This is a genomic window from Franconibacter sp. IITDAS19 (assembly GCF_023079515.1).
In the GTDB taxonomy this organism is placed as follows: domain Bacteria; phylum Pseudomonadota; class Gammaproteobacteria; order Enterobacterales; family Enterobacteriaceae; genus Franconibacter; species Franconibacter pulveris.
The window spans coordinates 335020-347777 of the sequence record NZ_JALJCP010000008.1; the positions used below are offsets into that span (position 1 = coordinate 335020).

Consider the following 12758-nt stretch of genomic DNA (forward strand, 5'->3'; position numbering starts at 1 on the left):
GTGGCTCCTCACTGCCTGGTGGTCATAGCGACCGTGGCCTTTTGCAAGGGCAGCGCTTCTGCGAGCGCCGTGCCGGGCGGCTGCGCTGCGGGTTCGCGGTTCTGCACTTTCTGAATAGTGTTTTCGGTTTCTTTATCGCGGATAAGCCCCGGCGATTCGCCAGACAAAATAAGCAGCCGCATTAGCGTGCTTTCGCCAATCTGGCCATCCGCTTTTAACCCCACCTTGCGTTGAAACTCTTTAATGTTGTCGACCAGCGCTTGCGACCAGCCGGGCGCGCTGTTTTTCGGCTTCATCAGCGCCCGGCTGAGCATTTTGTTAAGCCAGTTGATTTCGCTGGCGTCGCTTTTCGCGTCTACTTTGCTGTTGCCCTGCGGGGTAAGGCGATAAAGCAGCACATAGTTGCCGGTGGCGGCGTTTTTGAACCAGTCGCGAGAGACCTGCCAGGTTTTGTTGCCCATCAGCAAGTCCATATCTTGCGGCCCGCTGCGTACCACGCTTGCGTAGCCGATGCGACCACCCACCTTCAGCTCCGCAATCCACGGATAACCGTTTTTCTCCAGCGTCGAAACAGGGCTCTCCCCTCTCTTGCACTGCAGCTTCGCGCGGTTCGCCTCTTCGCAGAACGCCTCTTCCAGCGGCACGTCATAGCCCCAGACGCGGTAAAGCTGGCGCATGGCGTTAACGGGCTTGTCGAGGGAATCTTCAATTCTGACCAGCGGTTTTTCTTCCGGCGGCGCGGGCCTCTGCGCCCAGGCGGCGGGGAGCGGCAGCAGCGGCGAGGTATGCGGCAGCGTCTGCCAGCCGACGGCGATAAACACACCCAGCCACAGTGAGCCCGCCAGCAGAGGCAGCGCAACGTTCCGCCGCGGCGCGGTGAGTTCCGCAAGCGCCATTTTTACATGGCGAAATTTCACCTTCCTGCTGCGTTCAGCGAAAGCGGCGAGCAGCGCGTAGTGCGCCACCTGGGCCATTTGTGAAAGCCGTCCCTCGCAGCGTGAAGCGATCCTCATGATTTGCAGCGTGGAAAAGCGCGAAGTGGTGGCCCCGTTCCATAACTGCTGATGATGAAACCAGTCGCGTATTTCCTGATAAGTGGGGGGCCGGATAATAATCTGCGAGCGCAGCGGTCCGATGCCTGCCAGACTATTTATTTTTTCTGCCAATAAAGGATTTCCCGCCAGCAATAGCGTTATCTCAACGCCCTGCTCCTGCGCTTTATCCATAACTTTTCGTAAAATGCGCCTGTGCAACGACGTAAGCTCATCCTGTATCTGTAATATCAGCAGTTTTTTTGGCTTTGCATTTTTGTCACGTTTCATTACATCAAGTAAAAACTCGGAAATACGTTTTTCAAACTCCCGAATCTGCAACCCTTTATTGATAACCATCAAGCAGCTTTGCTTATCATTTTGCTGGCGAAGCATTGTAATGAAGGCGGAAATAACCTCATCATCATTACTAAAAAGCCCAACAGCGCCTGGATTATTGCAGGCGTGCGCCAGCATCAACTCCACACCCGCAAAATAATTAATAAAACAGCGCTGCTTAAGATTGTGATAAACCAGTTCTTTGAATGGCGTATCAGTAAAACCGAAATGTGTAAGATACATAATCGTTTTTACCTCGCGAACATTTATTGAAAACGACGAATAACAAAACGCTAAATTAACGCGCTTAATTCATTTTGTTTTCTACAGGCAAAGCCTCCCCCTCCCATTCTCAGAAGAGAAGAACAGCCAGGCCGGGTGATGTTTTGAAAGCGAAACCCCTTGTACCTATAGGAGCAATGAAAAGGTGTGTCAAGAAATGTCACGTCAAATAAAAATTGATAATTATCAATAAACTATACAAATACGTGATTTATATCACTGGCCGTAACGCCTTTTTTCAGGTTTATTTTTTTGTTAAAAAAGCGCGGCAAACCCCTTATAAACCCAGCCTTAGGCCGCTATTTTTCGTCCTTTTTAGAAAGATCGAAAAAAAAACTGCGCATGTCATTAAAAAAAACTTGCCGTCTCGCCAGACGCGGTTAATTAATCATCAACTTAAACGTTAAGATATCTATTAACCGTCTAAAAAAACACACTTGAAAACTATTTAACCCGCTTATAAAGCTGAATAAAAAACAGTTATACAACGTCTTTTTGTTGTACAAGTTAATTTTTTATCGTGATATTAATAAGCAGAGAAAGTAAAAAATCCGAAAATTTAATTTCGTTTAAATCAGCAAGATAGCGCGTAAGCGAAGCGAAAGTTAATTTATTAAGTAGACAGCCAAATAAACTTCAGCTAGAAAAATCTTTACATTCAACTTACGCAATGTCACCCATTATGAACGGTAAATTCAGACGAATTACTCTGTTCTGCATGGCGGCGCTTTCCTGCTCTTCGCCCGCCTTTGCAGCTGACTTTAGCGCCAGTTTTAAAAACACTGACATTCATGAATTCATCGATATTGCAGGCCGCAATCTGAATAAAACGATTCTGGTCGACCCTTCAGTTCAGGGAACCATATCCGTGCGCACTTATGATTTATTAACGGAAGAGCAGTATTACCAGTTCTTCCTGAGCGTGCTGGATCTCTACGGTTTTACCGCAATTCCGATGGATAACGGCATGCTGAAAGTGGTGCGCTCGTCAATGGCGAAAACCGCCGGGGTGCCGATTGCCGACAGCCAGAACCCGGGCAAAGGGGATGAAATTATCACTCGCGTCGTGCAGATGGTAAACGTCCCGGTTCGCGATCTGGCGCCGCTGCTTCGTCAGCTTAATGACTCTTCCGGCATCGGCAACGTGGTGAACTACGAGCCTTCGAATGTGCTGCTGCTCACCGGTAAAGCCTCGGTGGTAAACCGACTGGTGGATCTGGTCAGGCGCGTCGACGCCTCCGGGGTACAGCAACGGGAAACGTACACCCTGCGCTACGGCACGGCGAAAGAAATTGCCGATATGCTCAACAACCTCACCAACGAAGAGCAAAAAGGCCAGAGCGCGCCGCAGCTTGCCGCCAAAGTGGTGGCCGATAACCGTACCAACACGCTGATTTTAAGCGGTTCGCAGCAGGCGCGTGACCGCACGCGGCGGCTGATTACGCAGCTTGACCGCTACGAAGTGAGCGAAGGCAAAACCCGCGTCTTCTACCTTAAGTACGCAAACGCCACCAAAATCGCCAACGTGCTGAACGGCATCGGCGACAAGATCCAGGCGGAGAAAGGCAAAGCGGGCGGCGCCAAAGGGCCGGGCTCCCCGGCGGGTGGTACTGCGGGAAACGACTTAAATATCACCGCCGACGATCAGAACAACGCGCTGGTCATTAGCGCCCAGCCGGATGTCATGCAGTCGCTGGAGCAGGTCATCGCCCGTCTTGATATTCGCCGGGCGCAGGTGCTGGTGGAGGCAATTATCGTCGAGGTGCAGAACGGCGAAGGGCTCAACCTTGGCGTGCAGTGGATCCAGAAGCACGGCATCGCCCAGTTCACCGGCACCGGTCTTGGCATTAATCGCGTGCAGATGGGGCTTGATCAGCGCGATCAGGATGGGCGGCTGACGGTCACCAACCCCTTAACCAACGTACTGAACAACTATAACGGCATCGCCACCGGCTTTTTCAACGGCGACTTCGGCGTGCTGCTGACCGCTATCGCCTCCGACAGTAAAAACGACATTCTTTCCACCCCAAGCGTGGTGACGCTCGATAACAAAGAGGCGTCGTTTAACGTCGGCCAGGATGTGCCGGTGCTCTCTGGCTCGCAGGCCAGCACCACCGGCGACAATGTCTTCAACACGGTTGAGCGTAAAACCGTCGGTACCAAGCTGAAGGTAACGCCGTTAATCAATGACGATAACTCCGTGCAGTTGAAGATAGAGCAGGAGGTGTCGAGCGTAGACCCCACCTCCAGCAACAGCGCGCTCGGACCGACGTTTAACACCCGCACCATTAGCAACGAAGTGCTGGTGCGCGACGGCCAGACGGTGGTGCTGGGCGGCCTGGTGGAAGACCTCACCACCCAGACGGTGCAAAAAGTGCCGCTGCTTGGCGATATCCCTTTGATTGGCCAACTGTTCCGCTACACCAGCAACACCAAGGGCAAGCGTAATCTGATGGTATTTATCCGCCCGACCGTATTGCGTAACGACACCGATTACCGCACCTCTTCCCGTACCCAATACAACAGCACGCGTGATGCGCAGCTTCAGCGGCTGGAAGATCGCAAATTAGGCATTCTGCCGCCAACGGATCCGAAAACGCTGCCGACTTACCCCGACAACGCGCCTGCTACCGTTTCACCCACGGTAACGCCGACGTCGTCCGCGACGCCGCGCGGCCGCAACCCGTTCCGTAACTAGCTTTCTGGGGGAGATATGGAGACGACCAGCAAATCATTCTGCTCTTACGGCTATGCCCGGGAGCACGGGATAGTGATGGCCGATGAGCAGATCTACATCCGCGAGAACACGCCGCTTAGCGCCGTGCTGGAGATGCAGCGCATGATCCACCGCCCTTTCGCACCGGTCACACTCAGCGCCGAAGCGTTTGATGAAATGCTCTCGCGCATCTGGCAGCAGAGCAGCGGCATGTCGCAACAAATCATGGAAGACATGGATGCCGACATCGATCTGATGGCGCTTACGGAGGAGATCCCGGATAACGAAGATTTGCTGGAAAACGACGAAAACTCGCCGGTTATTCGCCTGATCAACGCCATTCTTGGCGAAGCGGTAAAAGAGAACGCGTCGGACATCCATATTGAAACCTTTGAGAAAACGTTAAGCATCCGCTTTCGCGTGGACGGCGTATTGCAGTCGATCCTGCAACCGGCGCGCAAGCTCGCCCCGCTGCTGGTATCGCGCATCAAGGTAATGGCGAAGCTGGATATAGCAGAAAAACGTCTGCCGCAGGACGGGCGCATCTCGCTGCGTATCGGCAAACGCGCCATCGACGTGCGCGTCTCCACCATCCCCTCGCAATATGGCGAGCGCGTGGTCATGCGTCTGCTCGATAAATCGAAAATGAAGATGGATTTGAATCAGCTCGGGCTGTCGGAGCAGGACCTGAACTACATGCGCGGGCTTATCGACAAACCGCACGGCATTATTCTTGTCACCGGCCCGACCGGCTCCGGGAAAAGCACCACGCTTTACGCCGTGCTCTCCTCGCTCGACCGCAACCAGCGCAACATTCTGACGGTGGAAGACCCTATCGAATATGAACTGGAAGGGGTCGGCCAGACGCAGGTCAACCCGCGCGTGGATATGACTTTCGCCCGCGGCCTGCGCGCCATTTTGCGCCAGGACCCGGATGTGGTGATGGTGGGGGAAATCCGCGACAGCGAAACGGCGCAAATCGCGGTGCAGGCTTCGCTTACCGGCCACCTGGTGATGTCGACGCTGCATACCAACAGCGCCAGCGGCGCGGTCACCCGCCTGCGCGATATGGGCCTTGAGTCCTTTCTTATCGGTTCATCGCTGCTGGGGGTCGTCGCCCAGCGTCTGGTCCGCCGCCTCTGTCCGCACTGCAAACAAGAAGTGGAACTCACGCCCCAGGAGGCGGAGATGTTCACCTTTTTGCCCAATCCGCCCGAACGCGTCTGGGGGCCAGGCGGATGCGAGAAGTGCCGCAACAGCGGCTATGCAGGCCGCGCCGGCATTCACGAACTGCTGGTGATGGACCCGGAACTGCGGCGCGCCATCAACGACAACCTGGATGAGATGTCCATGGAGCCGATTCTGCGCAAAAGTACCCGCAGCCTGCGCCAGAACGGGCTGCTTAAAGTGGTCCAGGGCATCACGTCGCTTGATGAAGTGATGCGCGTTACCACCACCGGCCAGGGAGATGAAGCGTAATGGCCTGGTATGCGTGGCGAGCCACGGCGCCGAACGGCAAAGCCGAGCGCGGAACGATGCAGGCGGACACGCCGCGCCAGGTGCGCCAGCAGCTGCGCGAGCAGGGTTTAACGCCGGTCAGCATTCAGGAGAGCAGCGCGCCCGGTGCAAGCAAAGCGGGCAGCGGCAAGAAGTTTTCCAGCAATTCGCTGGCGCTTTTTACCCGCCAGCTCGCCACCCTGACCAACGCCGCGCTGCCGCTGGAGAGCGCCCTGCGGGTTATCGCCCGCCAGACCGAGGATAAGAAGCTCGCCCAGGCGCTCACCCTGATCCATGAAAAGGTGGTGGAAGGCCATTCGCTCTCCGAAGCGCTGGGAGAATATCCGCAGGCGTTCGACAACCTGTACCGCACGCTGGTCACCGCCGGGGAAAAAACCGGCCATCTCGGCGGCGTGCTGGATAAGCTTGCGGATTACAACGAAATTCGCCAGCAGATGAAAAGCAAACTGACTCAGGCGATGGTCTACCCCATCACCCTGACGATAGTGGCTATCACGGTTATCTCCATATTGCTGGTGGCAGTGGTGCCGCAGGTGGTGGGCCAGTTTGTGCAGATGAAGCAGACGCTGCCGGTCACCACCCGCACGCTTATCGCCGTGAGCGACTTTTTGCAGGCGTACGGGCTGTTCATCGTGGCGGCGATTGTCGGCTCGCTGGTGGGCTTTCGCTTCTGGCTGAAAAAAGGAGATAACCGGCTGCGCTATCACCGCTGGCAGATCCAGTCTTCGCCCCTGCAGAAGCTCTCCCGGGCGACCAACAGCGCCCGCTATATCCGCACCTTGAGTATCCTGCAGGCCAGCGGCGTGCCGCTGCTGGAGGGGATGATTATCTCGGTGGAGGGGCTTGAGAACCTCTTTGTCCGCCAGCGGCTGATGGAGGCCGCCGACAAAGTGCGCCAGGGGGCGACGCTCAACGCCTCTTTAGAACAGACCCAGCTCTTTCCGCCAATGATGCTTTACATGGTCGCTTCCGGTGAGGAGAGCGGCGAGCTCGGACCGCTGATGGCGCGGGCGGCGGATAACCAGGACAAGGCGCTGCAACACCGCATTACCCTGACGCTCTCTATCTTCGAGCCGGTGCTGGTGGTCTCGATGGCAAGCATCGTGCTTTTTATCGTGATGTCGATTCTGCAACCAATACTGCAACTTAATAACATGGTGGGGTGAGAGAAACGGTATGAACAGAGAAACAGCCAGCCTTCAGACAATGTTCCGCCAGCGCGGCTTCACCCTGCTGGAGATCATGGTGGTCATCGTCATCCTCGGCATTCTCGCCAGCATGGTGGTGCCGAACCTGATGAGCAACAAAGAGCGCGCGGATAAGCAAAAAGCGGTGAGCGACATCATCGCCATGGAAAACGCGCTCGACATGTACAAGCTCGATAACCATCGCTACCCCACCACCGAACAGGGGTTGCAGGCGCTGATAACCAAGCCGGAGCTGTCGCCGGTGCCGGAAAATTATCGCCCGGACGGCTACATCAAACGGCTGCCGCAGGACCCCTGGGGCAACGATTACCTGATAGTCAGCCCCGGCGAGCACGGCCCTATCGACATTTTCTCCGCCGGTCCCGACGCGGAGCCAAACACCCCGGATGACGTTTCCAACTGGACGCTGGATAAGAAGTCCGCTGATGAATCGCAGCAAAAATGATGCGCGCGCGGCAACGGGGCTTCACCCTGCTGGAGGTGATGCTCGCCATCATGATTTTCGCCAGCAGCGCCCTGCTGGTGGTGATGACCCTGCCGGAGCGCAGCGGGCCTGGCATCTTCGGCCAGCAGTTTAAAACGCTGCTGGAGTATGCCTCCACCCGCGCGGTTATGGAGGGGAACGTGATTGGCATGGTGATAACCGACCGCGAGTTCCGGCTGGTTGTGCTTAACGCCAGCGAGGCGTCGGCGGAACAGCCCGCGGCGTGGAAGCCGCTTGATGCCGGACGCGTTACCACCCGGGGCGATTTTCCGGAAGAGTTGCGCGTATCGCTTGCGCCGCAAAGGCTCGCGGAGTCGCTGGTATCGCCGCCGCAGATCCTCTTTTTGCCGGATGGGGAGAGCAGCGTTTTTACCCTCACCCTGAGCGCGACTGGCGATCAGCAGAGTTTTGATGTGATTTCAAAAGGGGCGATGCCGGTAACGCTGGCATTAAGGAATGAACATGGCACACCGTGAAACGGGCATGACGCTGCTGGAGGTAATGGTCGCGCTGGCCATTTTCTCAACCGCCGCGCTGGCGCTGATGAACACCATCAGCGTGAGCAGCAATTACACCGGGCGGCTTGGCGACGTGCTGCGCGCAAGCTGGGTGGCGGAGAACGTCATTGCTGAAGCCCACCTTGCCAGCAACCGTTTTAGCGAGCAGCCGCAGGAGGGGACGGTGAAAATGGGCGGACAAATGTGGCTGTGGCGCACGCAGGCGGTAAAAGACGCCGACGGCGCCAGCAAAAACCAGGTCACGGTTTATATCCCGGAGGAGAAAACGCGCCCGCTGGCGACGTTAACGGACGCCTCCGTCTGGAGCAGCGATGAATAGCCGCCTGCGCCTGCAACAGGGTTTCACCCTGCTGGAAGTGATGATCGCCCTGATGGTGTTCGCGCTTATCAGCATGATGGCCTGGCAGATTATCCATGGCGCGATGGAGAACTCGGCGTTCACCGATAAACAGACGGCGAACCTGAGCCAGCTGCAGCTGACCTGGAGCCGCCTTGAGCGCGACCTCACCCAGATGCTGCCGCGCGCCGTCAACGGCGATGACCAGGCGCTGCGTCTTAGCGAAAACGCACTCTCCTTTACTACCCAGGACGGGCTGGCGAGTTTTGGCAGGCCGCAGGAGCCAGATATTTTGCGCGTCACCTGGCGGCTGAAAGACAACACGCTGTGGCGCGAGGTTGCGCCGGCGCTCGACTTAGCCAGCCCCGTCGAAGGGGTGCAGGTGCCGGTGCTGGAGCATGTGAAAAGCGGGCAATGGCGCTTTTTCGCCGAGGGCTGGCGTAGTGACTGGACCTCGAAAACCGCCATTCCGCAGGGCGTGGAGTTGACCGTCACGCTGGAAAATAACGAAGAGTGGCGCTGGGTGTTTGTCGTCACCGACGGCTGGCCGATAACGACCGAGGCGGCAGGCGCGCAAGGGGATACGCCGACAGAGCCTGCGCAGGATCCGAACGCCAGCCCGCAGGAAACTCAACAGCCAGATGCCGCGGGCAACGCGCCCGCTCAACCCACCACCAACACAGGAGCGCAACCATGAAGCTGAGAAGCGACCGGCGCCAGCGCGGCGTGGCGCTGCTGGTAGTGCTGATCCTGCTGGTGTTGATGTCGGTAATGGCGGCGAAAATCAGCCAACAATTTAGCGGCAATCTGCAGCGCATTCAGTATCAGCTGAGCCAACAGCAGCTGCGCTGGGCCATCCTCGGCGCGGATAAACAGGTGCTGAACGCACTGGCGAAAGATATCGCCGACCCGCAAAAAGCGGGCTCCATCCAGCAGCTTTGGAAAGAGCCGCTGGAACGTATCGACGGCGAAGTGACGCTGAAGAGCGAACTGGTGGACGGACAAAACTGCTTTAACGTGAATTCGCTGCTGGCGACCGATAGCGCCGCGCCCGCCGCCAGCGCCGCTGGCGAAGCGTCCGGCGCGCCGAACGATGCGGGGGCGCTAACGCCCGAAGCGCAGCAGGCGAAAATCGTGCAGTCCCTGCTCACCAGCGCCGGCATTAACCCGGCGAGCGCGGAGACGGTTTATCAACAGCTGGAGGATTACCTGGGTGTGGAGAACAGCGCCCCGAACGCCGCGCCGCGGGATTTCGCTCCGGCCTACGCCGCGCGCAAGCCGCCCCGCGTTCCGGCGCGCCAGATGATGTTTTCCATCAGCGAGCTGAAGCTGTTGCCCGATTTTCCGCTGACCTATTACGCGAAAGTCAAAACGCTGCTGTGCGCGCTGCCCGCCACCAAAACGGCGATTAACGTCAATACGCTGACGCGCGACGAAGCCCCTCTGCTTTCGGCGCTCTTTTTCGGCAGCCTGACGGCGGAAGATGTGATGCGCCTTATCGACCAGCGCCCGGAAGCGGGCTGGGAGTCGCTCGAGGCGTTTAAGACACAGCTTGAACAGCAGTTTCCGGTGAAGAGCCAGGCGGCGAGCCTTGATAAGTACCTCACCTTAAACAGCCAGTTTTACACCCTGTATCACACGGGGAACACAGAGGCGTTAACGCTTCGCAGCGCGGACGCCCTTTATGTCGATACCGCCTCGGGCAACCAGCTGCTCTGGTCCCGCCGCTATCGCCTCGTCGATTAAAAGGAATGCGCTGATGAAAAACGCATTAATAATAAGAGCGGGCTCCAACCCTGAACAGGCCGTCTGGTGGTGGCCTATGGGCGCGGCGGACGAACCCGCTAAGCTTGCAGGCTGGGCGCAGCTTAGCGAACTGGCGTCCCATCCGCTGGCGAACGCGGTCTGCTTGCTTATTCCGGCAAGCGAGGTGGTGTTTCGCGACTTCACGTTGACAAAAAAAGGCCCGTTCGCCCAGCTGCCGCAGTTTAGCTGGCTGGCGGAAGAGTCGCTGATGGGCGACGTGGAAGACCTGCACTGGACGGTGGTGCGTAAAGTGGGCAATGAAGTCACCGCGGCGGCCATCAACGCCACCCTGCTCCAGCAAATGCTGGATGCCTGCCATGACGCCGGTTTGCAGGTAGTGAAAGCCGTGCCAGACGCCCTGCTGCTGCCCTTTAATCCCGATGGCGCAACCTTTGCTTCACTGGAAGAGGAGTGGTGGATCCGCCCGGGCGAGGCGCAAGCGACCGTAGTCAGCGACACGCTGTTGCCCGCCGTCATGGCGCGCCTTGGCGAGGGAAATCACCAGTGCTATGGCGACATGATCCCCGCCTGGCGCGACTCGGTAGAGCCGCAGCCCTGGCAGCACCCGCTGCGCCTTATCGTCCCGGAACTGCGGGCGAAAAAATTTACCCTGCTGCACGGCGCGTTCAGCCAGCAGGCGGATATTAAAGAAGAGGTGCGCCGCTGGCGCAAACCGCTTATCGGCGCGGTGGCCCTCGCGCTGCTGTTAAGCCTGCTGCCGCAGCTTGCCAACTTATGGCAGATAAAAACGCAGCAAAAAGCGGCGGAAGCGAGCGTGCAGGCGCTGTTCAAGGCTTATTTTCCCCAGTCGTCCTTTACCAGTAATTTGAAGTATCACTTCACACAGCAACTTAAAACGCCGCAACACGATTTCTTTCAGCATATTGCGCAGCTGGATCAGATAAAAAGCGCGTTTAACGACATCGAACTGGGCGTGGTGCGCTATGACGCCGCGCAGAGCGCCTTTACTCTGAACGTGACCGCCCCCGGCAAGGCGCGCGTCGAGGCTTTCGTCAACCAGGCGAAACCCGCTTTCGCCTTCGCCATTACTGAAGAAAAAAGCGCGGCGGCGGGCAAACCGTTCTCCGCCGTACTGAAAGGGGAGGCGGTGAAAAAATGAAGCAGAAACTTATCGCCTGGTTTAGCGCGCGCAACGCGCGCGAGAGAACCCTGGTGCTGCTGATGGGCTTCGCCCTGCTGTGGCTCATCCTGTGGTACGGGGTCTGGCTGCCGCTGCAAAACGCCATCGACGAGGGCAAAGCGGCCATCAATCGCGCCCGCGATACCCAGACCTGGATGCTAACTCAGGCGCAGCAGCACGACCTGCGGGTGCGCCGGGCGCTGGTTGAAAACCCCCAGCAGGCGTTGACCGAAAGCCTGAAGGCAAACAAGCTCGCGCCGAGCCAGCTCGCCATTCAGGGACAAAAAGCGACGCTTACGCTTGAGCCTGTCGCCTTCGCCGCGCTCTTTCAGTGGTATGTCGCGCTTAATCGCGCAAGCGGCATTCAGCTTGAGTCGATTACCCTGACGCCGCTTGCGAAAAACGACAACGCGCTAAAGGTAGAGATGACGCTGTTCTGGGGGAAAGGCTCATGAGTACGCCGCAGCAACTCTTCTTCCTGATGCGCGAAGAGTACACCCTGCTTTTTTATATGCAGTGCCTGTTGCTGGGGGCGATTGTTGGCAGTTTTCTCGGCATGGTGATTTCGCGAGGGCCGCGGCTTGCGCAAGCGGACAGCGCGGTGCTGTATCACCTGAGCTTTCCCGCTTCCCACTGCCACCACTGCCATCATTCATTGAGCTGGTGGGAAAATATTCCGGTGGTGAGCTGGTTTATTTTGCACGGACAGTGCCATCACTGCGGCGAGCCTATTCCGCGCTGGCTGCCCGGCGTGGAAATAAGCTGCGGGTTGCTCTTTGTTTTAATGGCGATGGTATTTCACCACCCTGGCGATATTATGGCCGGATGGTTATTGGTGAGCTTCCTGATTATTTTAAGCGTGCTTGACTGGCAATATTTATTATTGCCCGACTGCTTCACCCTGCCGCTATTATGGCTCGGCTTATTGTTTAATACCTTTTCCGACAGCGTCGCGCTGCATGACGCTATTCTCGGCGCAGCGGCAGGTTACGGATTTTTATGGGCGCTTTACTGGTTTTTTCGCTTAGCGATGAACAAAGAGGCGCTGGGCTATGGCGACTTCAAGCTGCTGGCGGCGCTTGGCGCCTGGCTGGGCTGGCAGTCGCTGCCTTACATCTGCCTGATAGCAAGCTGCATCGGGTTGCTGTTCGCGGCGAAAGAGAGACGGCTTAATACCGCACTGCCCTTTCCTTTCGGCAGTTATTTAAGTTTCGCCGGACTGTGGGTTTTTATCTGTTATCACTACGGCGGGTAATAACGCTTCGACTTATTACGGCTTTATTACGACATGGGCCACGAACCTTGTCTTAATAATGCCTCACCATCTTTATATTAAGGAGGCCAGGCACCACTAAATTAAGAACTTCCGTTTTATAGC

The 12758-nt window shown here is 57.1% G+C and carries 12 protein-coding genes; 11 read left to right on the top strand and 1 reads right to left on the bottom strand.

What is annotated here, in order from left to right; translation table 11 throughout:
- Window positions 1-8 precede the first annotated feature (8 nt).
- Window positions 9-1226 (bottom strand): peptidoglycan-binding domain-containing protein, encoded by a 1218-nt coding sequence (locus tag MT962_RS18705; RefSeq protein WP_247366207.1) that lies wholly within the window; start codon window positions 1224-1226, stop codon window positions 9-11.
- Between the two features lie 1144 nt (window positions 1227-2370).
- Here MT962_RS18705 and gspD point away from each other — a divergent pair.
- Genes gspD through MT962_RS22255 form a run of 11 tightly spaced genes read left to right on the top strand, consistent with a single transcriptional unit; the run spans window position 2371 to window position 12635 of the window.
- Window positions 2371-4350 carry a type II secretion system secretin GspD gene (gene gspD, locus MT962_RS18710; RefSeq protein WP_024561812.1) on the top strand — a complete coding sequence of 660 codons (1980 nt, stop codon included), beginning with the start codon at window positions 2371-2373 and terminating at the stop codon, window positions 4348-4350.
- A 15-nt stretch (window positions 4351-4365) separates the two neighbouring features.
- On the top strand, window positions 4366-5847 hold the full coding sequence (gspE, locus tag MT962_RS18715) for a type II secretion system ATPase GspE (RefSeq protein WP_188724235.1): 1482 nt from the start codon (window positions 4366-4368) through the stop codon (window positions 5845-5847).
- On the top strand, window positions 5847-7052 hold the full coding sequence (gene gspF, locus MT962_RS18720) for a type II secretion system inner membrane protein GspF (protein ID WP_024561811.1): 1206 nt from the start codon (window positions 5847-5849) through the stop codon (window positions 7050-7052). The genes gspE and gspF overlap by 1 nt, the downstream gene beginning before the upstream one ends.
- Before the next feature lie 10 nt (window positions 7053-7062).
- Window positions 7063-7539, top strand: a complete 477-nt coding sequence (gene gspG / locus MT962_RS18725) for a type II secretion system major pseudopilin GspG (RefSeq protein WP_024556271.1) — start codon at window positions 7063-7065, stop codon at window positions 7537-7539.
- The gene (gene gspH / locus MT962_RS18730; RefSeq protein ID WP_247366208.1) at window positions 7536-8054 is read left to right on the top strand and encodes a type II secretion system minor pseudopilin GspH; all 519 of its coding nucleotides are present in this window, start codon (window positions 7536-7538) and stop codon (window positions 8052-8054) included. Before gspG ends, gspH begins: the two co-directional genes overlap by 4 nt.
- Complete coding sequence (gene gspI / locus MT962_RS18735) at window positions 8041-8415, top strand: type II secretion system minor pseudopilin GspI (protein ID WP_024556269.1); 375 nt, start codon at window positions 8041-8043, stop codon at window positions 8413-8415. Before gspH ends, gspI begins: the two co-directional genes overlap by 14 nt.
- A complete protein-coding gene (gene gspJ / locus MT962_RS18740) occupies window positions 8408-9130 on the top strand; it encodes a type II secretion system minor pseudopilin GspJ (protein WP_024561810.1) in 723 nt (240 codons plus the stop codon). Before gspI ends, gspJ begins: the two co-directional genes overlap by 8 nt.
- Complete coding sequence (gene gspK / locus MT962_RS18745) at window positions 9127-10179, top strand: type II secretion system minor pseudopilin GspK (protein ID WP_028020005.1); 1053 nt, start codon at window positions 9127-9129, stop codon at window positions 10177-10179. The genes gspJ and gspK overlap by 4 nt, the downstream gene beginning before the upstream one ends.
- Window positions 10180-10192: 13 nt before the next feature.
- On the top strand, window positions 10193-11359 hold the full coding sequence (gene gspL, locus MT962_RS18750; RefSeq protein WP_247366209.1) for a type II secretion system protein GspL: 1167 nt from the start codon (window positions 10193-10195) through the stop codon (window positions 11357-11359).
- Complete coding sequence (locus tag MT962_RS18755; RefSeq protein ID WP_028020006.1) at window positions 11356-11835, top strand: type II secretion system protein M; 480 nt, start codon at window positions 11356-11358, stop codon at window positions 11833-11835. Before gspL ends, MT962_RS18755 begins: the two co-directional genes overlap by 4 nt.
- Window positions 11832-12635 (top strand): A24 family peptidase, encoded by an 804-nt coding sequence (locus MT962_RS22255; protein WP_281732752.1) that lies wholly within the window; start codon window positions 11832-11834, stop codon window positions 12633-12635. The genes MT962_RS18755 and MT962_RS22255 overlap by 4 nt, the downstream gene beginning before the upstream one ends.
- The last annotated feature ends 123 nt before the right edge of the window (window positions 12636-12758 follow it).